Source organism: Marisediminitalea aggregata (genome assembly GCF_900129565.1).
In the GTDB taxonomy this organism is placed as follows: Bacteria; Pseudomonadota; Gammaproteobacteria; order Enterobacterales; family Alteromonadaceae; genus Alteromonas; species Alteromonas aggregata.
In genome coordinates, this window is the sequence record NZ_FQWD01000002.1 from 90,964 (window position 1) to 113,715 (window position 22,752).

General features: G+C 48.9%; 20 protein-coding genes and 3 tRNA genes. 3 read left to right on the forward strand and 20 right to left on the reverse strand.

What is annotated here, in order from left to right; all coding sequences use genetic code 11:
• Positions 1-9: 9 nt before the first annotated feature.
• The 11 genes from BUB81_RS04465 to BUB81_RS04515 all read right to left on the reverse strand — a co-directional run bounded on the left by BUB81_RS04465 (position 10) and on the right by BUB81_RS04515 (position 8,693).
• On the reverse strand, positions 10-1,140 hold the full coding sequence (locus BUB81_RS04465) for a sodium ion-translocating decarboxylase subunit beta (protein ID WP_073318980.1): 1,131 nt from the start codon (positions 1,138-1,140) through the stop codon (positions 10-12).
• 4 nt (positions 1,141-1,144) lie between these two features.
• Positions 1,145-2,932: a sodium-extruding oxaloacetate decarboxylase subunit alpha gene (gene oadA, locus BUB81_RS04470; protein ID WP_073318983.1), complete on the reverse strand. Its 1,788-nt coding sequence runs from the start codon at positions 2,930-2,932 to the stop codon at positions 1,145-1,147.
• A gap of 18 nt (positions 2,933-2,950) precedes the next feature.
• Positions 2,951-3,217: an OadG family protein gene (locus tag BUB81_RS04475; protein WP_073318986.1), complete on the reverse strand. Its 267-nt coding sequence runs from the start codon at positions 3,215-3,217 to the stop codon at positions 2,951-2,953.
• Between the two features lie 274 nt (positions 3,218-3,491).
• Positions 3,492-3,710, reverse strand: a complete 219-nt coding sequence (locus tag BUB81_RS04480) for a helix-turn-helix transcriptional regulator (protein ID WP_073318989.1) — start codon at positions 3,708-3,710, stop codon at positions 3,492-3,494.
• On the reverse strand, positions 3,710-4,060 hold the full coding sequence (locus tag BUB81_RS04485) for a DUF2178 domain-containing protein (RefSeq protein WP_139241506.1): 351 nt from the start codon (positions 4,058-4,060) through the stop codon (positions 3,710-3,712). The genes BUB81_RS04480 and BUB81_RS04485 overlap by 1 nt, the downstream gene beginning before the upstream one ends.
• A gap of 519 nt (positions 4,061-4,579) precedes the next feature.
• Positions 4,580-4,656 (reverse strand) — tRNA-Arg (locus tag BUB81_RS04490).
• 18 nt (positions 4,657-4,674) lie between these two features.
• Positions 4,675-4,751 (reverse strand) — tRNA-Arg (locus tag BUB81_RS04495).
• Positions 4,752-4,770: 19 nt separating this feature from the next.
• Positions 4,771-4,861, reverse strand: a tRNA-Ser gene (locus BUB81_RS04500).
• A 236-nt stretch (positions 4,862-5,097) separates the two neighbouring features.
• On the reverse strand, positions 5,098-5,289 hold the full coding sequence (gene csrA / locus BUB81_RS04505; protein WP_073318995.1) for a carbon storage regulator CsrA: 192 nt from the start codon (positions 5,287-5,289) through the stop codon (positions 5,098-5,100).
• Positions 5,290-5,413: 124 nt separating this feature from the next.
• On the reverse strand, positions 5,414-8,011 hold the full coding sequence (alaS, locus tag BUB81_RS04510) for an alanine--tRNA ligase (protein WP_073318999.1): 2,598 nt from the start codon (positions 8,009-8,011) through the stop codon (positions 5,414-5,416).
• A 205-nt stretch (positions 8,012-8,216) separates the two neighbouring features.
• On the reverse strand, positions 8,217-8,693 hold the full coding sequence (locus BUB81_RS04515) for a regulatory protein RecX (RefSeq protein ID WP_245819120.1): 477 nt from the start codon (positions 8,691-8,693) through the stop codon (positions 8,217-8,219).
• Positions 8,694-8,713: 20 nt separating this feature from the next.
• Here BUB81_RS04515 and BUB81_RS04520 point away from each other — a divergent pair, with 20 nt between their 5' ends.
• Both BUB81_RS04520 and BUB81_RS04525 read left to right on the forward strand, forming a co-directional pair.
• Positions 8,714-9,934, forward strand: coding sequence for a GNAT family N-acetyltransferase (locus BUB81_RS04520; protein ID WP_073319002.1), 1,221 nt, complete (start codon positions 8,714-8,716; stop codon positions 9,932-9,934).
• A 14-nt stretch (positions 9,935-9,948) separates the two neighbouring features.
• Positions 9,949-12,015 carry a M13 family metallopeptidase gene (locus tag BUB81_RS04525; RefSeq protein WP_073319005.1) on the forward strand — a complete coding sequence of 689 codons (2,067 nt, stop codon included), beginning with the start codon at positions 9,949-9,951 and terminating at the stop codon, positions 12,013-12,015.
• Positions 12,016-12,045: 30 nt separating this feature from the next.
• Here BUB81_RS04525 and BUB81_RS04530 read toward each other — a convergent pair whose 3' ends face one another.
• The 4 genes from BUB81_RS04530 to metA are packed head-to-tail and all read right to left on the reverse strand — an operon-like array spanning position 12,046 to position 17,266.
• The gene (locus tag BUB81_RS04530) at positions 12,046-12,642 is read right to left on the reverse strand and encodes a DUF938 domain-containing protein (protein ID WP_073319008.1); all 597 of its coding nucleotides are present in this window, start codon (positions 12,640-12,642) and stop codon (positions 12,046-12,048) included.
• Positions 12,635-15,259 (reverse strand): methionine synthase, encoded by a 2,625-nt coding sequence (metH, locus tag BUB81_RS04535; protein WP_073319011.1) that lies wholly within the window; start codon positions 15,257-15,259, stop codon positions 12,635-12,637. Before metH ends, BUB81_RS04530 begins: the two co-directional genes overlap by 8 nt.
• A gap of 9 nt (positions 15,260-15,268) precedes the next feature.
• On the reverse strand, positions 15,269-16,324 hold the full coding sequence (locus BUB81_RS04540; protein ID WP_073319014.1) for a homocysteine S-methyltransferase family protein: 1,056 nt from the start codon (positions 16,322-16,324) through the stop codon (positions 15,269-15,271).
• A 3-nt stretch (positions 16,325-16,327) separates the two neighbouring features.
• Positions 16,328-17,266, reverse strand: coding sequence for a homoserine O-acetyltransferase MetA (gene metA / locus BUB81_RS04545; protein ID WP_073319017.1), 939 nt, complete (start codon positions 17,264-17,266; stop codon positions 16,328-16,330).
• A 303-nt stretch (positions 17,267-17,569) separates the two neighbouring features.
• Here metA and BUB81_RS04550 point away from each other — a divergent pair, with 303 nt between their 5' ends.
• The gene (locus BUB81_RS04550; protein ID WP_073319020.1) at positions 17,570-19,012 is read left to right on the forward strand and encodes a glycoside hydrolase family 28 protein; all 1,443 of its coding nucleotides are present in this window, start codon (positions 17,570-17,572) and stop codon (positions 19,010-19,012) included.
• 39 nt (positions 19,013-19,051) lie between these two features.
• On the opposite strand, the gene BUB81_RS04555 is transcribed toward BUB81_RS04550, so the two are convergent.
• Genes BUB81_RS04555 through BUB81_RS04575 form a run of 5 tightly spaced genes read right to left on the reverse strand, consistent with a single transcriptional unit; the run spans position 19,052 to position 22,750 of the window.
• The gene (locus BUB81_RS04555; RefSeq protein WP_073319023.1) at positions 19,052-19,468 is read right to left on the reverse strand and encodes a DUF2802 domain-containing protein; all 417 of its coding nucleotides are present in this window, start codon (positions 19,466-19,468) and stop codon (positions 19,052-19,054) included.
• 15 nt (positions 19,469-19,483) lie between these two features.
• Positions 19,484-19,972 (reverse strand): chemotaxis protein CheW, encoded by a 489-nt coding sequence (locus BUB81_RS04560; RefSeq protein WP_073319026.1) that lies wholly within the window; start codon positions 19,970-19,972, stop codon positions 19,484-19,486.
• Between the two features lie 18 nt (positions 19,973-19,990).
• On the reverse strand, positions 19,991-20,776 hold the full coding sequence (locus BUB81_RS04565) for a chemotaxis protein CheW (protein ID WP_073319029.1): 786 nt from the start codon (positions 20,774-20,776) through the stop codon (positions 19,991-19,993).
• A gap of 2 nt (positions 20,777-20,778) precedes the next feature.
• Complete coding sequence (locus BUB81_RS04570; RefSeq protein ID WP_073319032.1) at positions 20,779-21,549, reverse strand: ParA family protein; 771 nt, start codon at positions 21,547-21,549, stop codon at positions 20,779-20,781.
• Positions 21,550-21,586: 37 nt separating this feature from the next.
• On the reverse strand, positions 21,587-22,750 hold the full coding sequence (locus BUB81_RS04575) for a protein-glutamate methylesterase/protein-glutamine glutaminase (protein ID WP_073319035.1): 1,164 nt from the start codon (positions 22,748-22,750) through the stop codon (positions 21,587-21,589).
• Positions 22,751-22,752 lie beyond the last annotated feature (2 nt).

The following is a 22,752-nucleotide window of genomic DNA, read 5'->3' on the forward strand; positions in this document are numbered from 1 at the left end:
GTTAATAGACTAGCCTACCAGCGCCAGTAATACACCGGCAGCCACAGCAGATCCCAATACCCCGGCTACATTCGGGCCCATCGCATGCATCAACAGGAAATTGTGCTGGTTTGCTTCCAGACCGACTTTATTCACTACCCGTGCAGCCATTGGCACGGCAGACACACCGGCAGCGCCAATTAATGGGTTAATAGAACCACCTGTTAAGCGGCTCATCAACTTCGCCATTAATACCCCTGCCGCCGTACCGATACCAAACGCAACCGCACCCAGTCCTAAAATACCTAAGGTTTCCACCGTCAGGAATTTATCGGCAGACAGCTTTGAACCAACCGCCAGACCCAGGAAGATAGTCACAATGTTGATCAGCTCGTTTTGCGCGGTTTTGCTTAAACGGTCAACCACACCACATTCTTTCATAAGGTTACCGAAGCAAAACATGCCCACCAACGGCGTAGCCGACGGCAGGAACAAAATAGTAAGCAGCAGTACGCCCAATGGGAACAGGGTTTTCTCTTTCTTACTGACATGACGCAATTGCGCCATTTCAATTTTGCGCTCTTCCGGCGTCGTTAACGCTTTCATGATTGGCGGCTGAATAATTGGCACCAGCGCCATGTAAGAATACGCTGCTACCGCAATTGCCCCCAGTAAATCAGGTGAAAGGCGCGAAGCCAGGAAAATAGCTGTCGGACCATCCGCCCCGCCGATAATGGCAATCGCAGAGGCATCTTTAAGGGTAAAGTCGAACCCAGGAATGAAATTCAGCGCAATCGCACCAAACAAGGTGGCAAAAATACCAAACTGCGCGGCTGCACCGAGTAATAACATCTTGGGGTTTGCGATTAACGCACCGAAGTCAGTCATAGCCCCTACGCCCATAAATATGAGCAGGGGGAAGACGCCTGAGTGAATACCGACCTCATAGATGTAATACAACAATCCGCCCGGATCGGTAAAACCTGCCAATGGAATGTTGGTCAGAATAGCACCAAAGCCAATTGGAAATAACAGTAGAGGTTCAAAACCACGCACAATGGCAAGGTAAAGCAATAGCGCCCCTACCGCCATCATGATCACCTGCCCCAGCTCAAAGTGAGCTAAGGCGGTGCTGTCCCATAAAATTGCTAACTGTTCCATGGGCTTACCCTAATTCAATTAACGGCTGACCGTTGGTAACGCTGTCGCCTTCTTTCACCAACACAGACGAGACTGTGCCATCGAATGCGCTGCGGATTTCGGTTTCCATTTTCATGGCTTCCAAAATAATAACAACATCACCATTACTCACCTGATCGCCAGGGCCTACCAGTACTTTAAACACGTTACCGGCTAACGGTGCATTGATTGCCTGACCACCTGCCGATGGTGCTGGCGCAGCGGCTTGTGCTGGCGCAGCAGAAGCAACCGGTGTAATCGCCCCCAACTGGCCAGACGCAGCCACTTCCACACTATACACTTTGCCGTCGACACGAACGTCGTAACTGCTTGGCGCATCTGCACTCGCAGTGGCTACAGGAGCAGCAGGCGCAGCGGCTGTTTGTTCAGAAGGAGCCGGCTCAAAGGCATCCGGATTACCGCGGTTTTCCAGGAATTTAAGGCCAATTTGAGGGAACAATGCATACGTCAGTACGTCGTCAATTTTTTGCTCCGCCAAAGTAATTGACTTCTCCGATGCCAGTGAATCCAGTTCTGTTTCCAGTTTTTCCAGTTCAGGGTCGATCAGATCCGCCGGGCGACATGTAATGGCTTCACCGCCATCCAATACGCGCTGTTGTAATTCGGCGTTTACTGGCGCCGCTGTGGCACCGTACTCACCTTTCAACACGCCAGCGGTTTCTTTGGTAATGCTCTTGTAGCGCTCACCGGTCAGCACGTTCAGTACTGATTGAGTGCCGACAATTTGTGATGTGGGTGTTACCAGCGGAATAAAGCCTAAATCTTCACGAACGCGCGGGATTTCTAACAGTACGTCGTCGAACTTTTCTTCTGCGCCCTGCTCTTTAAGCTGATTTTCCATGTTTGTCAGCATGCCACCTGGTACCTGAGCAAGCAGAATACGGGCGTCCACGCCTTTCAGGCTACCTTCAAACTTCGCGTATTTTTTGCGAACTTCGCGGAAATAAGCGGCAATTTCGCTTAAATCCGGCAATGACAATCCGGTATCACGCTCGGTGCCTTCCAGAATAGACACCATCGTTTCGGTCGCAGAGTGACCATAGGTCATGCTCATCGACGAAATCGCGGTGTCGAGGATATCAATGCCGGCATCAATAGCTTTCTGATAAGTGGCCGTACTCAAACCTGTGGTTGCGTGACACTGCATGGCAATCGGTACATCTACCGTTTGCTTAAGTTGCGTTATGAGCGTTTCACACTCGTAAGGCTTTAACAGGCCAGCCATGTCTTTAATGCAGATGGAGTGTACACCCATGTCTTCAAGCTGCTTGGCCATGTCCAGCCACAACTGCAGGTTGTGTACCGGGCTTACGGTATACGAAATCGTTCCCTGAGCATGAGCACCACAGTTGACTGCAGCTTTTACCGCCGTTTCCAGGTTACGAACGTCGTTCATTGCATCGAAAATACGGAATACGTCTACACCGTTGTCGTGCGCGCGCTCAACAAAACGCGTTACCACGTCGTCGGCATAATGGCGATAGCCCAGCAGGTTTTGGCCACGCAGTAACATTTGCTGCGGTGTGTTTGGCATGGCCTGCTTCAACAAGCGAATACGCTCCCAGGGATCTTCACCCAGATAACGAATACAGGCATCAAACGTTGCCCCACCCCAGGACTCAATTGACCAGTATCCGGCCTTATCCAGTTTTTCAGCGATTGGCAGCATATCCTCTATGCGCATTCTGGTGGCGAGCAGGGATTGGTGTGCATCCCGAAGCACCAGTTCGGTAATGGCCAGTGGCTTTGACATGTGAGCTCCTAAAGTGTGTTAACGGTTAGCTTGACGGTGTGCATGTACGGCAGCAGTAATAGCAGCAACGATATTTTTATCTTCATTTGCCTGTGCTGGACGTGCAGCCTTTGACGACGCTCTGGTTGGCGCCTGAGGCTCCTGGCCTGGAAAGCGTTCACAGAACGCCTTCAGAAGGTTCACCGCCGCGATCAATATGGTAAGAAATACGAACACGAAACCCATCCCTACCATGAGCAAGGTAGCAGCTTCGAACAATAAATCGTTTATAGATTGTGCGGACATAGATTTTCCCGGCCAAAATTTTGGAAACGAATAAGTACCATGTCGGTATATAAAACACAATACAAACACCCGTTTGAATTGCATAAAAAGTCAATATAGGCGTTTTAACTGAAATAATTATTCGTTTTTGTGAATAATATATTCATTTGGTGATGGGTCACATAGATTTGATGAATATATCAAACCAACTAAAAACGGTGCTCACTGCCACCCATCAGAATATCATTTAAATTTATACATCCCATAAACAACAATGATAAATAGTGCTTTAGCACTATTTATCATCCCACTCGAAGACATCATTCACGCTAACGTCAAATACCCGCGCTATGCGAAACGCCGTTTCCAGCGAGGGCGAATAGCGCCGTTGCTCGATGGCCGCCACGGTTTGACGCGTTACCCCTACGGCTTCCCCCAATTGGGATTGCGTCATCTCTCCATGTGCTTCTCTGAGCGCTTTTATTGAATTAGTGATCAGTAACTGCTTTGCCATTAAATAATCGCGCTCCGGTGCAATACAATGCGATATACGTAATCGACAATGGCTGCTAATGCCATACTGCCCAGCACCATATAAAACAGCATGTCTCCGTTGTTCCAATGCAGATAGTGCGACATCGATACAACAGCGCCTACCCCCATGATCCAGCCCGACGTATAGCCAGCCTTCCGCTCAATATGTATTTCCCGTTCATCGGCTGGTGTTGATGCCTGTTTGGGCGAGCAGATACTGATCACAACCTGCCCAGCCACCACAATGACTACCAATACCAGGGTGTAGGATGAAATCAATCCAATAGACGGTGACACTAAGCCACCCGCCGCAACTGATGCTTTATACACGGACCACCCGCACATAATAGATATTACTGTTAGTGCCAGCGCCATGACCCACGCTGATTTTTCCTGAAATGACATTTTGTTCACCCATGTTAACTATTTTTAACATGGTTAGTATTTACTCAGCTCAGTTTGATGTCAAAAATTTTTAACATAGCAATTGTTAGTGAATGTGTCGGAGTTGATATATCAGAGTGTAGCCAGGTTAATAATAACGGTACTGATCCAGGTCAGTATGCGGCGCTTAAATTGTCTCGCAGACAAGTTTGTTATGACACGGCATCATGCCCAACGTCTTATTAGTTTAAACGGGGAAAAGGGTGTGAGTTATGAAATTGATATTTACGTTTAGGCCTGTAGCGCAAACCAAGGCGCTGCGTGGCAAACTGAGAATGGCGTGAGTTAAATACTAGAAAGTGTGTAGCAATGTAATCAGGTCATTTGCGAAGTAATATACTCAGCCCGTTCTGACGCAGGCCAAAAACAAAAAAGCCCGTTCGCATTGAACGGGCTTTCGTAATGTGGCGCGTGTGGAAGGATTCGAACCTCCGACCGCCTGGTTCGTAGCCAGGTACTCTATCCAGCTGAGCTACACACGCGTGGTGCATTTTAGTGAGTGGCGCGTGTGGAAGGATTCGAACCTCCGACCGCCTGGTTCGTAGCCAGGTACTCTATCCAGCTGAGCTACACACGCGCAATATCACTAAAATTAATGGCGGAGAGGGAGGGATTCGAACCCTCGATACGTGTAATACGTATGGTTCCTTAGCAGGGAACTGGTTTCAGCCACTCACCCACCTCTCCGTCATGTGGGGCTGCATTCTAATGACTAACGGGTAGAAGTCAATGCTTTTTTAAGGAAAAACAAACCGTATGCCGGGATTTTGTGCAATCCGGTTTTTTTGCCTAAAAAGCAGACAAAACAAACCCTGTTCCTGGTTAAATATAGCGCAAATCCCGTTTTTAGTCCCATTTCCCACAAACCGTTGAGATTTTTCTCTCGCGTACAAAAAAGGCCGGATAAACCGACCTTAGTATGATTATTCTGCGTCTGAGGGTTGCGACCCTTTTTCAGCCTGAATTCTCATATATATTTCTTCGCGATGCACTGATACTTCTTTAGGCGCATTCACACCGATTCGTACCTGATTACCTTTTACACCTAAGACGGTTACTGTGACATCGTCACCAACCATCAGTGTTTCACCCACACGACGAGTTAAAATAAGCATTCTTTTGCTCCTGTTCCTTTAATACGGCGCCTTCCTGGCCAATCTGACGTCTCCGTCCGTACAGACGCGGTGATGGATGCTGAAACCCTGGTGTCACGACAGGGTTTCTCCATCGATACTTGCATTATAGCTTATCTTTTAGCCATGCGTTAACTGACTGTAACGCTTCTGATAAATTTTCTGGCTGACTGCCGCCGGCCTGTGCCATATCCGGACGACCACCGCCTTTACCGCCAACCTGAGCAGCGATGAAATTAATCAGTTCACCCGCTTTCACTTTATTGGTCAGGCCTTTGGTCACGCCGGCGATTAAACTGACTTTTCCATCAGCGGGAACGCCCAGCACAATCACCCCTTCGCCAATACGGTTTTTCAGGTCGTCGACCATACCGCGCAACGACTTGGCTTCAACACCCTCAAGCTCAGCAATAAGCGCTTTAACGCCATTAATTTCAACAATGTTAGACAATACGTCTGCACCCTGCTGGCTGGCCAGCTTCTGCTTCAGGGCAGTCACTGTTTTTTCCAGTTCTTTCTGCTGTGTTTGGGTTTGCGCCACTTTCTCGGCAACGCCCAGTGCGTCAGTTTTCAACAAACTTGCAGCTTGTTGCAGCACCGCTTGTTGTTGTTGTACAAACGCCAGTGCCCCCATACCGGAAACCGCTTCAATACGGCGAACACCCGACGCAATCCCCCCTTCAGAGATAATCTTAAACAAACCAATATCACCGGTTTGTTTGACATGCGTTCCACCACACAGTTCCGTCGAGAAGGGTCCCATGGACACAACGCGTACTTTTTCATCGTACTTCTCGCCGAACAATGCCATTGCACCAGACGCTTTGGCTTCATCCAAATCCATTAACTGTGTCGTCAATGCATGGTTAGCCTGAATTTCTTCATTCACACGCTGCTCAATGGTTTGCAATTGCTCCGCCGTTACACTCTCAAAATGCGAAAAGTCGAAACGCAAACGTTCGGCGTTCACCAATGAGCCTTTCTGAGTAACGTGATCGCCCAGCACTTCACGCAGTGCTGCGTGTAATAAGTGAGTTGCACTGTGATTCTTACGAATCGATGTGCGTTTTGTATCATCAATTTTTGCAGCGGCTTTATCGCCTTTCTGAATAACACCTTTTACAATGCCTTTGTGAGCAAAAGCATTACCCAGTTTTTGGGTATCTGTTACCAGGAATTCGCCGTTGGCCACTTTGAGGACACCCGTGTCACCCACCTGACCACCAGACTCAGCGTAGAATGGGGTGCTGTCTAACACCACGACACCTTCTTGTCCATCAGTCAGCTGTTCACAGAAGTCGTTGCCACAAATTAACTCAACGACATTAGACTCTTGTTCACCTTTGTCATAACCAGTAAACGCAGTCTCCTGCTCCACTCTGAGCGTATCGTTGTAATCTGCACCAAACTGACTGGCTTCCTGCGCGCGTTTGCGCTGAGCTTGCATCGCAGCCTGGAAACCGTCTTCGTCGATGGTGTAATCGTGCTCACGGGCAACGTCAGCCGTTAAATCGGTTGGGAAGCCATAGGTGTCATACAGCTTAAAGACCAATTCACCCGGAATCACCGTACCTTCCAGTGCTTCAAGGGCTTCGTTAAGGATGTTCATCCCGCGAGACAGTGTCTTACTGAACTGCTCTTCTTCAACTCGAAGTACTTTTTCAATAACCGGCTTCTGATCTTTCAGTTCAGGGTATGCTTCACCCATCTCTTTGATCAGCGCTTCAACCAGCTTGTAGAAGAAGATATCGCTGGCACCTAACTGATAGCCGTGGCGCACAGCACGACGAATAATACGTCGCAATACATAACCACGACCTTCATTGCTAGGCATAACACCATCGCAAACCAGGAAGGCACAAGAGCGAATGTGGTCGGCAATAACGCGCAATGACTTGTTCGACAGATCTTCGGTACCGACAATCGTCGCAGCGGCTTTGATCAGGTTATCAAACAGGTCTATCTCGTAGTTACTGTGTACGTGCTGCATGATCGCAGAAATACGTTCCAGGCCCATACCGGTGTCAATCGACGGCTTAGGTAACGGCTCCATAGTGCCATCTGCCTGACGATTGAACTGCATGAATACCAGGTTCCAGATTTCAATAAAACGGTCACCGTCTTCTTCTGATGTGCCCGGAGGACCACCCCAGATATGTTCGCCGTGATCGTAGAATATTTCAGAACAAGGGCCGCAAGGACCCGTGTCGCCCATCGACCAGAAGTTGTCTGATGTCGCGATGCGAATAATTTTTTCTTTCGGCACGCCAATCTGGTTTTCCCAGATATCGAAGGCTTCATCGTCTTCGGCGTACACGGTCACCAGCAGCTTGTCTTTGGGTAGTTTTAATTCTTCAGTCAGAAACGACCAGGCAAACTGAATGGCTTCTTGTTTGAAGTAATCGCCAAAGCTGAAGTTACCCAGCATTTCGAAAAAGGTATGGTGACGCGCGGTATAACCAACGTTTTCCAGATCGTTGTGTTTACCCCCTGCACGAACACAGCGCTGTGACGAGACTGCGCGGGTGTAGCTTCGTTTCTCAGAGCCAAGAAACACGTCTTTAAACTGGTTCATACCGGCGTTGGTGAACAACAAGGTAGGATCATCTGCCGGTACCAGAGAAGAACTGGCAACGGCCTGGTGGCCATTACGACTAAAATACTCGATGAATTTACGGCGAATATCGGCAGTTGATAGAGTCATTGAGAACCTGAAATCCTTTGTTGTTTATAAAGCCTGTATGCGGTTTTATTGTCGCTGATTAATTGGTCTGGCTGCACAAAAACCGCATGTTCTTGAGGGTCGCAACAATATCATGGATGATGGCGCTTTGTTAAGCAATGGCGTGGTCAGAGGGCAGAAATAATTACTATCAGGCAGATTGATTGTTTCGATTAAACCACAGTATTTATTCTTCTGTTACTGAAAGCGCGTATTCAATGTGGTCCTGATAAAATCCACGATACTGTAAAAAACGCATTTGTTTGTAGCGTAGCTCTCGGTCTGAGATGCGTTCAATGCCGTATTTTTTTGCCCGTACTTGCAAAGCAAGTTCAAACCAGTCGATTTCGTTTTCCTGAATGGCTTGTTCTACTAAGTGTTCATCGACCTGCCACTGCTGACAGTCCATTTTTACCCGACCCGGGCCCTGTCCTTTCGCGGCGCCTGCGCGCACCTTCATTTCGGCAAAACGGGCATCGCTTTGGATACCGGCTTCGCGATATTCTTCTAACACCGGCACAAACGCGTTTGTCTGAAAGCCTTTTTGCTGTAATTTTCGTATGAGCTCAGCATACGCATGTTCTCGTCGTGACAACATGCGTGTAATCGAATCCATAATGATTTTGCGGTCGCTATCTGTCATGTTTAAATCAACTTTTTTCATTACCGGGGCATACTAACGAAATGGCGTACGAAGTAAATATCCAAGGGTACCGCGTGCGATGCCTTGATGCCATTTCAGAAATCGCTCAGGACCAATGGGACTCACTGGCTGTTCATGCAGCAACGGGCGGCCCCTTCGTGCAGTATAACTGGCTTGCACTGCTGGAGGACACTGGCTGCGTAGGTCAGGATACCGGTTGGCAACCTGCCCATTGGGTTATCTACAAGGACGATGTGCTGGTCGCACTGGTGCCGGGTTACATTAAAACCGACAGCTATGGTGAATACGTTTTTGATCACAGCTGGGCCAATGCTTATCACCAGCATGGGTTTGCATATTACCCAAAGTGGATTGCAGCGATACCGTTCACTCCGGTTACAGGGCCTCGCCTGCTATTGCGGCCTGGCATACAGCTTAACGATTGCCTCAGCACCTTAAAACAAGCTCAGGAAGCCTGGGCCAACCAGTCAGGTATTTCGTCTTTTCACTGGTTATTTCACGATCACAATTGCGCTGCGTTTGAACAGCTGGCTCTCCCCACTCGCAGAAGTGTGCAGTTCCAATGGGTCAACCGCAATTATTCAAGCTTTGACGATTTCCTTGCGGTGTTAACATCGCGCAAGCGCCGGGATATCAGAAAAACACGTCAACGCCTCGCGGGTAACGGGCTCGTCATTCAAACGTTAACCGGGGAGCAGCTCACCACTGCGCACATGACCACTTTTATTGATTGCTACCAAGATACCTATCTAAAACGCAGTGGGCACACTGGGTATCTGACACCGGCGTTTTTCTATGGATTGCAGGAAATCATGGCAGATAACGTGTGTTTGGTAATGGCCAGCCTGGATGAGCAACCCATTGCTTCCGCGTTGTTCCTCTATGATAAAACCGGCTTATACGGTCGCTACTGGGGCTGCTTGCAGGATATTGATTCATTGCACTTTGAGTGCTGTTATTTTCGGGGAATTGATTTCGCCATTGAGAAGCAATTGCCTGTCTTTAACCCGGGGACTCAGGGAGAACACAAAATTCTGCGCGGATTCGAACCCATATTTTGTTATTCCCAACACGCCATGCGGCACCCAGATTTTCATCAGGCTGTAGACAACTTTTTACAGCAGGAATCGCCAGTTATTGAACAGTATTTCAATCAGGCGCAGGATGTATTACCTTTCAACAACACTTTTATAACAAAATACATTAACATCAACAATAAACCGTCTTCTGACGACATCTAACACAGAGTATCAAAATGAAGTACACGTTAATTGCAGCATCTGTTGCAGCTACACTAGCCCTAACGGCTTGTAGCAAACCTGAGAACCAAACCACACAACAAACTCAGACCGAAGCGCAAGCCAGCGCTCAGATTGGGTCTTTTGGCGTCGATTTAACTGCCCGTGATATGAGCGTTAAACCTGGCGATGATTTCTTTATGTATGCCAGCGGTACCTGGTACAAAAACTATGAACTGCCTGCAGATAAAACCCGCTATGGTGCATTCTCTCAGCTAGCGGATCGCAGCGAAGAACAGGTCAAACAAATTATTGATGACATTATGGCATCGGATGATTTAACACCTGACGAACAGTTAGTGCACGACTTCTACACGGCCTACATGGATACAGACACCATCAATGCAAAAGGCATTGCACCATTGAAGCCAACCATTGAGGAAATCAACAACATCAACTCGGTTGACGCACTAACAACCTTCTTTGGTAAGAGTTGGCTACACGGCACTAACTCGCCACTTTGGGGTGGTTTAGGCTATAACCGACTGGACCCGAATGAATATCAGGTGTCTGTTGGTGTAGGTGGTCTTGGCCTGCCAGATCGTGACTATTACCTGAGTGATGCAGAACGATTCGTAGATATCCGCAGTGCCTACCTCAAGCACATTGAAACTATGCTGAGTTTTGCGGGTGAGACCGACACAGAGCAGAAAGCGCAGACAATTCTTGCACTGGAAACCCGCATTGCAGAGATTCAATGGCCAAGAGAAAAGCGTAGAAACCGCGACCTGACCCTGAACCAGATCGCGCGTGAAGAACTGAGCGATGCTTACCCTAACTTCAACTGGAACGCTTGGTTAAATGCGCAGGGCTACAAAGCGCCGGAACTTAACATTTCACAACCCGAGCCGGTTAACGCGGTCATTGAAATTGTAAATGACACATCGCTGACAGATTGGAAAACCTACCTGACTTACCATGCGATATCTAACAACGCGTCTATGTTGTCAGACGATATTTACATGGCGAATTTTGATTTCTTCGGGAAAACATTGTACGGACAGCAAGAGCCTCGTCCACGTTGGAAACGTGCAATAGGCGCAATGTCAGGGACTGAGTCCCTCGGCTTCGCTATTGGTAAGAGCTATGTCAATCGCTTCTTCCCGGAAAGTTCAAAAACGCAAATGGCCGAACTGGTTGAAAATCTTCGCGCTGCACTTGGCGAACGCATTGACGGCCTGGATTGGATGGGCGAAGAAACCAAAGTCAACGCCAAGGCCAAGCTGGCTGCATTCCGTCCTAAAATTGGCTACCCCGATGAGTGGATTTCTTATGAAGGCTTGTCGATCACAGCCGATGATTTGCTGACAAATGAACACAATCTGCGTAAGTTCTTCAGAGCGCAGGAACTGGAAGAAGAATTAAAACCCACAAATCGTGAGAGATGGGGTATGACACCACAGCGAGTGAACGCCTATTACAACAGTTCATTCAATGAAATTGTGTTCCCTGCTGCGATTCTTCAGCCTCCGTTCTTCGATCCAAATGCGGATCCAGCGGTAAACTACGGTGCCATTGGTGCGGTAATTGGCCACGAAATGGGTCACGGCTTTGACGACCAGGGTTCTAAGTCAGATGCGAACGGTATTCAGCAAAACTGGTGGACCGATGAAGACCGCGCCGCGTTTGAAGCTAAAGCCGATGCCCTTGCTGCGCAGTACAGCGCATACGAGCCTATCGAAGGTAACTTCGTAAATGGCCGCAACAGCCTGGGTGAAAACATTGGTGATGTAGGTGGTCTGGCAATGGCATATCACGCCTATCAACTAAGCCTGAATGGCAAAGAAGCGCCTGTCATTGATGGCCTGACTGGCGACCAGCGTTTCTTCCTGGCCTGGGCTCAGGTATGGAAAGAAAAGCGCACAGAACAAAGCATGCTGAGTCAGTTGCGTGCAGGTACTCACGCTCCGGGTCAATTCCGTGCGTTAGCACCGCGTAACCACGACGCTTGGTACAAAGCTTTTGACGTGCAGCCAGGTGATGCACTTTACCTGGCGCCAGAAGAGCGTGTACGTATCTGGTAATAATTTGCTAAAACGTAAATCAAGCCACCGTTAATCGGTGGCTTTTTTTTGCCAGATAAGCAACAAATTATTGGCCGGCATTGGACGAATCTCGGTGAGTTGTAACCCCTCTCCCGCCCAGACCTTCAGGCTGTTAATGTCTTTGTAGCCGCCATATCCGCGGCTTAGCAAACTGTCGTGGAACTGCTCGTTACTCAGTGATGAAAACTGGCCATTCAGCGTGAAAGGACCATATTGACAAAATATCCCCTGTGCAGGCAATTGTTGGGCAATGCTACGCATCATTAACGCCACTTCATCAGCAAACATAATGTGAGCAGTATTGGCAGAATATACGGCGTCGAAGGGGATAGCAGGGAACGGATGTTCACCAATTTTCAACGTGATGGGGTCAAACAGATTCACTAACCCGGCTTCATGTATCCAGGCCTGAATGCCAGCGTGATTGTCTTCAACATCGCTGGTGTGCCAGCTGAGATGAGGCAGGTTACGCGCAAAATGCACCGCATGTTGCCCGGTACCACTGCCTATCTCCAGCACCGTTTTGCTGTTAGCAAATGCCTGCGACAACTCAGCCAGTATCGGCTGTTTGTTGTTTTCGCAGGCCTGGCTAAAAGGCTTAGTCATTCAGATTGGGACCCAACCAGCGCTGAGCAGTTTCGATATCCCACCCTTTGCGCGTAGCATAATCTTCAACCTGATCCTGTTGGATTTTCGCTACCGCAAAATAACGGGCTTCCGGATGCGCAAAGTACCAGCCCGACACTGACGCGCCAGGCCACATTGCATAGCTTTCGGTGAGCTTCATGCCGGTGTGTTCTTCCGCGTTCAACAAGTCCCAGATCAATTGCTTTTCAGTATGCTCAGGACATGCCGCATAACCAGGTGCCGGTCGAATGCCTTGATACTTCTCGCGGATCAGGTCGTCATTGCTCAGCGATTCGTCCGGAGCATAGCCCCAGTATTGCTTACGAACCTGTTCGTGCAGATATTCAGCAAAGGCTTCTGCGAGTCGGTCTGCAACCGCTTTTACCATAATGGCATTGTAGTCATCGCCTTTTTCTTCATAAGACGCTGCCAGCTCATCTTCGCCAATGCCGCCTGTCACTGCAAACGCGCCGACATAGTCATTAATGCCAGAGCCTACTGGTGCCACAAAATCACTTAAGCAGTAGTTCGCGCCCTTTGGCTTGTCGGTTTGTTGACGTAAATGGTGCGCCACGCCCAGGGTTTCCTGACGACTTTCATCGGCATAAATCACCACATCGTCATCCTGGCGATTGGCAGGAAACAGTCCGATGACACCTTTAGCCTGCAGGCTTTGATTGGCAATCACGGTGTCCAGCATGGCATTGGCATCGTCAAACAAGCTTTGAGCCTGCTCGCCAACAACGTCATCGGTCAGGATGCGCGGATACTTGCCGGCCAGTGACCAGGTCAGGAAAAACGGCGTCCAGTCAATGTAATTGCGCAGAGTTTCAAGCGGCACCGTTACGGGCGTTACGCCTAATTTATTGGGTGTGACCGGCGCAGTGCTGAAGTCTGGTACATGCGCATTGTCGCGCGCTTGCTGCAAGCTTACCGGCTTACTGCGCGGTTGCTTACGCGCATGCTGATCACGCACAATGTCGTATTCTTTGCTGAGCTGCTCAGCAAACTCAGCGCGGGATTGTGCATTCAGCAGCTTCTGACACACACCCACTGCACGACTTGCGTTGGGTACATACACCACGGGCGCATGGTAGTGCTGTTCAATTTTTACAGCAGTATGCGCTTTAGAGGTGGTCGCGCCGCCAATAAGCAGAGGCAAGTCGAACTCCAACCGCTCCATTTCCTTCGCCACGTGCACCATTTCATCAAGAGACGGGGTAATGAGCCCGGACAGCCCAATCATGTCGACGTCTTCTTCTTTGGCTTTTTGCAGGATACTGGCACACGGCACCATCACGCCCATGTCGATAACTTCAAAGTTATTACACTGCAGAACCACACCCACAATGTTTTTACCAATGTCATGAACATCGCCTTTCACGGTCGCGAGCAGGATTTTGCCGTTGCTCTTCTGACCTTCTGATTTTTCTGCTTCAATATAAGGCTGTAGGTAGGCAACGGCCTTTTTCATGACACGCGCGGATTTCACAACCTGCGGCAGGAACATTTTTCCTTCGCCAAACAAGTCGCCCACTACGTTCATGCCGTCCATCAGCGGGCCTTCGATTACGTTCAGCGGCTTTTCTGCAGCCTGTCGTGCTGCCTCCGTGTCGTCTTCAATATAATCCGTAATGCCTTTTACCAGCGCGTGTTCCAAACGCTTATTCACCGGCAACTCGCGCCAGGCCAAATCTTCCTTAACAACAGTTTTACCGTCGCCCTGATACTTAGGAGCCAGCTCAAGCAACTTGTCGGTTGCGTCTTCATGACGATTTAAAATCACGTCTTCAACGGCATCGCGCAGTTCTTGCGGGATCTCGTCGTACACTTCCAACTGCCCGGCATTCACAATCGCCATATCCAGGCCCGCGCGAATGGCGTGATACAGGAAAACTGAGTGCATCGCTTCACGAACCGGGTTATTGCCCCGGAACGAGAATGAAATGTTCGACAAACCACCCGATACGTGTGCATAAGGACAGGTCTGACGAATGACTCTGGTTGCTTCAATGAAGTCGACGGCGTAGTTGTTGTGCTCTTCGATCCCCGTCGCGACGGCGAAAATATTGGGGTCAAAAATGATATCTTCCGGCGGGAAGCCAACTTCTTCCACCAGTAATTTGTAACTGCGCTGACAAATCTCAACCTTACGCGCCTGCGTATCGGCCTGTCCGGTTTCGTCAAATGCCATTACCACAGTAGCGGCACCGTAGCGCTTGATAAGGCGCGCCTGATGCAAGAACGGTGCTTCACCTTCTTTTAAGCTAATTGAGTTCACAATCGCTTTGCCCTGCACACACTTAAGGCCGGCCTCGATGACTTCCCACTTAGAGGAGTCAATCATGATAGGCACACGGCTAATGTCGGGCTCTGACGCGATCAGGTTCAAAAAGGTCGTCATCGCGTTCACCGAATCCAACATGGCTTCGTCCATGTTGATATCGATGATTTGGGCACCGTTTTCAACCTGCTGGCGGGCTACGTCTAATGCGGTTTCGTAATCGCCATTTAAGATAAGGCGTTTAAACACGGCTGAACCCGTCACGTTAGTGCGTTCACCGATATTAATAAAACTTGAAAATTCTGCAGACACGTCAATACCTTAATGCACGAAGGGTTCTAAGCCAGACAACCGCATTTTGGGTTCAAATGCAGGAACGGCGCGAGGTGCAACACCGGCAACGGCGTTGACCAAATCCTGGATATGCTCGGGAGTGCTGCCACAACAGCCGCCGACGATGTTGACCAAACCTGAACCGGCCCACTCTTTAATATGTTCAGCCATTTCAGGCCCTTCCATGTCGTATTCACCAAATTCGTTTGGTAAACCGGCATTGGGGTGAGCAGACACCAGGCATTCTGATACAGAAGCAATTTCGTCTACATACTGACGTAACAAATCCGGCCCCAGTGCACAGTTTAGACCGAAAGAAACGGGCTTAATGTGACGCAGTGAATAATAAAACGCTTCGGCGGTTTGGCCAGACAGCGTGCGACCTGATGCATCGGTAACTGTCCCGGAAATCATAACCGGCAATCTGAACCCTTGCGCCTCAAAGACGGTTTCCACCGCAAATGCGGCAGCTTTGGCGTTTAACGTATCAAAGATGGTTTCAATAAGAATGATATCGGAACCGCCTTCAATTAAAGCTTCACAGGACTCAGTATAAGCCTCTACGAGTTGGTCAAAGGTCACGTTGCGCTTTCCCGGATCATTCACATCTGGCGATATGGACGCCGTGCGGTTTGTCGGGCCCAGTACTCCGGCGACAAAGCGCGGTTTATCCGGTGTTTTCGCCGTGAATTCGTCTGCGGCTTTGCGCGCCAGCTTAGCGGCAGCCACATTGATATCCCTCGATTGCGCTTCCATGTCATAGTCAGCCATGGCAATGGTGGTCGCATTGAAGGAGTTTGTCTCGATAATATCTGCACCCGCAGCCAGGTACTGACAATGGATGTCGTAAATGATATTTGGCTGAGTAATGGACAACAGATCGTTATTGCCCTTGATATCGCAATGCCAGTCGGCGAATTCCTTGCCCCGGTAATCTTCCTCTTCCAGTTTGTGCCGCTGGATCATGGTGCCCATTGCGCCATCCAAAATGAGAATGCGCTGAGCCGCCAGGGCATAAAATTGCTCGTCTGTTAACCTGGTCACGTGTTACCTCTTATGCTGGTTCTTTTCTACCAGCTGATTCAAATCGTACGGCGTTGTCTGGTAAACATAGTAGTTTATCCAGTTAGTGAAAAGAAGGCTGCCGTGAGAGCGCCATCTTACTAGAGGAGACTGTGTCGGGTCATCCCCGGGGAAGTAATTACATGGAATATTGGGATTCAGACCAGCCTGAACATCACGTTGATATTCGTCTGCCAGTGTTTCAGGATCGTATTCTGGGTGCCCGGTAATAAACACCATGCGCTTGTCATCAGATGCCACCACATAAGCCCCGGCCTCTTCAGATTCGGCAATCACTTTAACGCCCTCAATGCTCTCGTATTCATCGGTATTGATATAGCCGTAACGCGAATGTGGCGCGTAGAACTCCGGGTCAAACCCTCGCAACAACTCGTTATGCGGGTCTTTTACCTGATGATGGTATACCCCGGACAGCTTTACATCCCGGAGTTTTCGCTGGATACCATAAAAATGATACATGGCCGCATGCGCCGCCCAACACAGATACAATGTTGACTGCACGTTGCGATTTGCCCACTCCAGAATGGTTTTCATGGTGTCCCAATAGTTGACGTCTTCGTAATCGAGCAGCGCCAAAGGCGCGCCGGTTACAATCAGGCCATCATAGCGTTTATCTGCCACATCGTTGAAGTCATGATAAAACGCATCCATATGCGATTGTGGAGTGTGCTTTGGCGCGAGATCATTAATGCGAATTAAATCGACATTGATCTGCAATGGCGTATTGGACAACAGTCTCAACAGTTGCACTTCGGTCTCAATCTTATTTGGCATCAGATTAAGAATAGCCACCTCCATAGGGCGGATATCCTGACTCGCAGCACGCTGGCTATCCATGGTGAAAATATTCTCACCCAACAACACATTTTGTGCAGGCAAATTTTCTGGGATCCTGATAGGCATAGTCACTCCGGGCATAAATCTCGTTGTGCTATTGTCGCTAAAGCGCAGGCAATGTCAACATCTTTACGTCTAGACGTCTAAATGTTTATACGGGCATTTACCATGACGTGACTCCTAGCGTTTCGCATTCGGAAAGAAAAACACATTATGAGTAACGCAACGCAGACAACACCCACACTGCTCTGTAATGATAATCCTCAGACCTTAGCCTGTTGCTTTACCCACACTAAACAACAACGTTCAGTTTGAAAGTAGCTAACGAGAGTAGCTAAACGAAAATAAGAGTGATAAGGACGATTAAAAATGCCTGACCAACTATACAAACTGGCGTTGTCTCGCAGGCAGTTTATTCAGGGCAGCCTTGCCTGTGCTGCTTTATCAGGATGTTCAACAATGAAGCAATTACCCGGGCAGACTTCACTGCCAGCAACAGAAACCATCAAGGTGAACGCGCCTTTTGCAATGCCGGGAATCACTGTTCCCGATTTTAGTCAGGCTATAAAGTTTGATATCCGCGATTTCGGTGCAGTCGCGCAGGACAAATCCGCAAACGATAGTGCACTACGCAGCGCGATAGCTGCAGCCAATCGTGCGGGTGCGGGCACCGTCATAATTCCACCTGGTGAATGGCTATGCGGGCCCATACACTTGCGTAGCAATGTAAACCTGCACCTGACAGCCGGTGCCACTCTGTTGTTTTCTGAAAACCCCAACGATTACCTGCCTGAAGTGAAAACCAGTTGGGAAGGCATGGAGTGCTATAACTATTCGCCACTTATTTATGCTTATGAATGCAGCAATGTAGCCATTAGCGGTACAGGAACACTTCGGGCTAAGTTAGATATTTGGCAAGACTGGTACGCGCGCCCCAAAGCCCATATGGACGCCATTGCCAGCCTTTATCACATGGCGTCGAAGGATATCGCCGTTGAAGAACGGCAAATGGCTTATGAAGGTGCAAACCTTCGCCCTCACTTTATTCAGTTTAACCGTTGCCAGCATGTGTTAGTCGAAGGGATACATATTCAGGACAGTCCGTTTTGGGTATTGCACCCCTATATGTGCAGAGATGTTGTATTACGCCATGTAAGCGTATCAGCCCATGGCCACAACAATGACGGTGTCGACCCCGAAATGACGCAAAATATGCTTATAGAGCATTGCACATTTGATCAGGGCGATGATGCCATAGCGGTAAAAGCCGGGCGCAACCAGGATGCCTGGCGCTTACATACCCCGTGCCGGAATATTGTTATGCGCCATTGTCGAATTAAACGCGCACACCAATTACTCGCCATTGGCAGTGAGCTGTCCGGCGGCATAGAAAATATATGGGTACATGATTGCCACTTTGACGGCGGGGAAGCGTTCACCTCTGATGAACACAAATACCGCGGAACGGGCAACATCGTGTTTATCAAAACCAATGAACGTCGCGGAGGCTTCGTGCGAAATATCATTGTTGAACGCGTAAACGCCGATACTATTGGCGGTGGTGTACTGGCCATTGACACAGATGTGCTTTATCAGTGGCGAACCCTGGTTCCAACCTATGAGCGACGCCTGACAGCCATTGAGAATATACAAATAGCCGATATTACTGTGAATAATGCCGCTTTCATCAGTCAGATATCAGGTCAGGCAGAATTACCAGTAAATGGCGTGCAGTTGTCTAATCTTGCAGTGAGTGCTTTGTCCGGAGACGCTTTTCTACACGAGCACGTACACAATGTGCGGATTGAATAGCTGATTGTGCGACCTGTTTTAAAGTTAAGTCGCCTCGGGCTACGCGGGTTTGTGAATATTCATTAGCAACTGGACTTCAGCGGCAGGTAGGTCGCAGCTATGCATGACTTCATCCATACTGGCGCCTGCTTGCAGCATCTCAGCAGCACGCTGATAGAGGCGGCTATCGGGATCCTGTTCACTAACCGTTTTAATTTGCTTTGCCAGTGCTGCTATATCATTTTCCAATGACGTTACTGAGCGCGCCACCGCCATACTGCGGGCCTGCCCTTCTTCAATCGTATTGTAAAAATTTTGCTGCGATCGGGTCAATTGCGCTATCAGCTTTTTATGATCGTCGAGCTCCAGCTTGAGTAAGCGGATTTGTTTGCGCGTATTCAGCCAATTAACTAAAAAGCCTCCTGTCGCCAGGAGGCAAGCGAATACGGCAATAAGAAGTGGTTTTGATACTTCCATGTGTTCGTCAGGCCGTTACAGGCTGCTCAGTTCGTCCCACTCTTCATCGCTTAATAACTTGTTCAGATCTACCAGAATAAGCAGTTCACCATCGCGGTTGCTTACGCCCTGAATGAACTTCGCACTTTCCTCGGTACCTACGTTAGGCGCACTGTCGATTTCTGAAGAGCGCAGGTAAACGACCTCAGCAACACTGTCTACCAGAATACCAACGACTTGCTCGTCAGATTCAATGATAACGATACGGGTATTGTCAGTGACGTCTTCTGGCGGCAAACCGAACCGGGCACGGGTATCAATAACGGTAACAACATTGCCCCGTAAGTTGATAATCCCCAGAACATAGTCCGGTGCACCAGGCACAGGCGCAATTTCGGTGTAACGCAGCACTTCCTGAACCTGCATTACATTAATGCCATAGGTTTCATCACCCAAACGATAGGTGACCCATTGCAACACCTGATCGTCTACATTTGCAGCGTTATTATTTCTATCATCACTCATGTACTTGGCTCCAATTGACTATGGCACCTGGTCTTTACTGCCCAAGCCATTATCTAGCATTGCAATTAGTTCATCAACGTCAAGCAATGCACACATTTTATCTTTCACCATACCCGCCAACCAAGGCCGTTTGCTGGACGCTTCACGCCACTTCACATCAGCTTTTGTCAACGATACAGTATTGACTAGTTTTTCACTGGCGAGTCCCCACGAACTATCGCCTAACATAATAAGATATTGATAGTTTAGCTGATCTGCCAGATTTTGATCGTATTTTTCGGGCATAACCCATTGTGCAGTATCAACAACACTCAATTTTTCTTCCCGATGCAGCATGATCCCCATAAACCATTTGGGTTTACCGAAAAGCGGACCGAGCTTGGTAAGCTGGTGAATACCGCCCAACGTTATCAAAGGCACTGCCAGGGTTAACCCCGCCACTTCAAAGAACAACGCCTGAAACTTATCATCAAGTCTTTTTTCAAGTGGTAGTGCAGGCGCATTTGGCGGCGCAGCATTTTGCTGTTGTGCAACGACCGCAACCTGCTCTTCTACGTCTTTTATCACCTGCTCGTCGGGCGATGACACCTTGGCGACGACCCGTTCCCGGGGCTTCTCTACAACTGGTTTTTCTACAACAGGCAGCGGTACGACAGGCGTAACATCAGGCACTTCAACGGTAGCTTGCTCGAGTAATTTTGCCGTACGCGCAGTCGCCTCCGCAGGATCCTCGACATCCCGCAGTAAACTGCTGAGGTACTCTTCCATTACCTCCTCTTTGGCGAACGGCGTGTTTTTACTCATTACTAGTCGTCACTGTCCAATGTATTCAATAATTTCTGATACGCAAACACCCCACGAGCTTTCGGATAAACAATCGAAGCGGGGGCCTGCATCTGGCTGGCATCACGGAACCGGGTGTCTACCGGAATCATGCCCATCCAGGTTTGCTCTTTGTAATCTAACAATAACTGTTTGTGGGCTGCGATGGCCGCGTTTATTCTCCGGTCAAACATGGTAGGCACAATAATGGTGTCAAATTCACGTCCTAGCATTTTGCCCATAATCGCCATGGTATGCATCATTCTGTCCAGGCCTTTGAGTGCAAGGAATTCAGTTTGCACCGGCACAACCACTTTTTCGCAGGCTGCTAACGCATTCACCATTAACACGCCAAGCACTGGCGGACAGTCAATCAGCACATAATCAAACTGTGATTCGATTTGCTTCAAGGCCTTTTTTAGTACCAGGCCCATGCCCATCTGATTGCCCATTGAGCGATCTAAGGTGGCCAATGCCATTGTCGACGGCAAAATAAATAAGCTGTCCAGCTTACTTGAACACAAACAGTCTAGGACTTTATCGTCGCTTAATCCGGAAGGATTAGCAAAAATATCGTAAATTGAATGTGATAGCTCTTCAGAATCAATGCCGAAGTAGTAGCTCAATGAAGCGTGCGGGTCCATATCAACTAGCAACACATTGTGGCCCTGCTTTGCCAGCAGCCCACCCAGTGTGACCGTTGTGGTTGTTTTCCCTACCCCGCCTTTTTGATTGGCAATGGTCCAGATTTTCACCGCTACTCTCCCAACAGCGCTAATATTGGCTCACCGGTTACATCTCGGTGATAATGCAGCTACCTATATCATCTATATTAATATTCACTTCCGCCAGTTTATCGACGGTAACCGCTTGTGGCATGCCATAAACCACACTGCTTGCCTGGTCTTGCGCCCATACTTTAGCCCCCAGGCCTTTCAATGTTCTGCATCCCTCACGTCCATCAGCGCCCATTCCGGTTAAAATAATGGCTAGCGTATCACCGCCGTAGATTTTTGACAGACTGTTGAAGGTAGTGTCGACACTGGGCTTATAACCAATATCCGACGCGTCAGATTCAGTTATTACAATTTTAGGCTGTCCTGACGACTTATCCACTGTCATCTGCTTGCCGCCGGGGGCAAGATACGCCCAGCCATTCTGCACAACATCACCGTGTTCTGCTTCTTTGATGCGGATATTACAGTGCTGATTCAGCCGCTCGGCAAACGCTTTCGTGAACGTGCCTGGCATGTGCTGTACCAGAAAAATCGGATACGCAAAGCCTTCAGGCAATACGCTAAGTACTTTTTGTAATGCCACCGGACCGCCTGTCGAAGCGCCTATAGCAAGACAACGATAGCGCTTTCCGCTGCGGCGTACCTGCGAGACGACCTGTGGTTCTACCTGTTCACTCCGACCAGCTAACAGCGAAGAGCTTCTTAAAAAAGACGCTTTAGGCGCATTAGTGGGTAACGTTCTGGTCGGTGCAGAAGGTGCTGGGCGACGTGAGGTAATACTCGAGGGTGTCGTCAGCGGTCTGCGCTGTGTAGACAGTGGTGTCCGTCTTGCGAGAAGCCTGACTTTCGTTCTCAGAATAGTTGCCGCATCGCTGCGGTCTTTGGCTATTTCTTCAAATCGCTTGGGCAAAAAGTCGACAGCACCCGCGTCCAGCGCGTCCAATGTCGCTTTGGCTCCCTGATGCGTGAGAGAAGAAAACATGATTACGGGAACAGGACATTCATCCATAATCCGTCGCACTGCAGAGATACCGTCCATGACAGGCATTTCTACGTCCATGGTGACAACGTCAGGGCGCAGCTTTTTGATTAATTCAATCGCTTCGCGCCCATTTTTTGCTTCGCCAACCACATCCAGTGAACGGTCTTCATTCAGAATATCTTTAACCCGGCGGCGATAAAAGCTCGAATCGTCGACCACCAGGACTTTGAAGGCCATTT

Bases quoted from the DNA above. Each gene is read 5' to 3' on its own strand.
- BUB81_RS04560 (WP_073319026.1), bottom strand. From the start codon at position 19,972: ATGAGTGATGATAGAAATAATAACGCTGCAAATGTAGACGATCAGGTG.
- BUB81_RS04475 (WP_073318986.1), bottom strand. From the start codon at position 3,217: ATGTCCGCACAATCTATAAACGATTTATTGTTCGAAGCTGCTACCTTG.
- BUB81_RS04555 (WP_073319023.1), bottom strand. From the start codon at position 19,468: ATGGAAGTATCAAAACCACTTCTTATTGCCGTATTCGCTTGCCTCCTG.
- BUB81_RS04575 (WP_073319035.1), bottom strand. From the start codon at position 22,750: ATGGCCTTCAAAGTCCTGGTGGTCGACGATTCGAGCTTTTATCGCCGC.
- BUB81_RS04530 (WP_073319008.1), bottom strand. From the start codon at position 12,642: ATGACTAAGCCTTTTAGCCAGGCCTGCGAAAACAACAAACAGCCGATA.
- BUB81_RS04565 (WP_073319029.1), bottom strand. From the start codon at position 20,776: ATGAGTAAAAACACGCCGTTCGCCAAAGAGGAGGTAATGGAAGAGTAC.
- BUB81_RS04520 (WP_073319002.1), top strand. From the start codon at position 8,714: ATGGCGTACGAAGTAAATATCCAAGGGTACCGCGTGCGATGCCTTGAT.
- BUB81_RS04515 (WP_245819120.1), bottom strand. From the start codon at position 8,693: ATGAAAAAAGTTGATTTAAACATGACAGATAGCGACCGCAAAATCATT.
- BUB81_RS04550 (WP_073319020.1), top strand. From the start codon at position 17,570: ATGCCTGACCAACTATACAAACTGGCGTTGTCTCGCAGGCAGTTTATT.
- alaS (WP_073318999.1), bottom strand. From the start codon at position 8,011: ATGACTCTATCAACTGCCGATATTCGCCGTAAATTCATCGAGTATTTT.
- BUB81_RS04525 (WP_073319005.1), top strand. From the start codon at position 9,949: ATGAAGTACACGTTAATTGCAGCATCTGTTGCAGCTACACTAGCCCTA.
- metA (WP_073319017.1), bottom strand. From the start codon at position 17,266: ATGCCTATCAGGATCCCAGAAAATTTGCCTGCACAAAATGTGTTGTTG.
- oadA (WP_073318983.1), bottom strand. From the start codon at position 2,932: ATGTCAAAGCCACTGGCCATTACCGAACTGGTGCTTCGGGATGCACAC.
- BUB81_RS04465 (WP_073318980.1), bottom strand. From the start codon at position 1,140: ATGGAACAGTTAGCAATTTTATGGGACAGCACCGCCTTAGCTCACTTT.
- csrA (WP_073318995.1), bottom strand. From the start codon at position 5,289: ATGCTTATTTTAACTCGTCGTGTGGGTGAAACACTGATGGTTGGTGAC.
- BUB81_RS04480 (WP_073318989.1), bottom strand. From the start codon at position 3,710: ATGGCAAAGCAGTTACTGATCACTAATTCAATAAAAGCGCTCAGAGAA.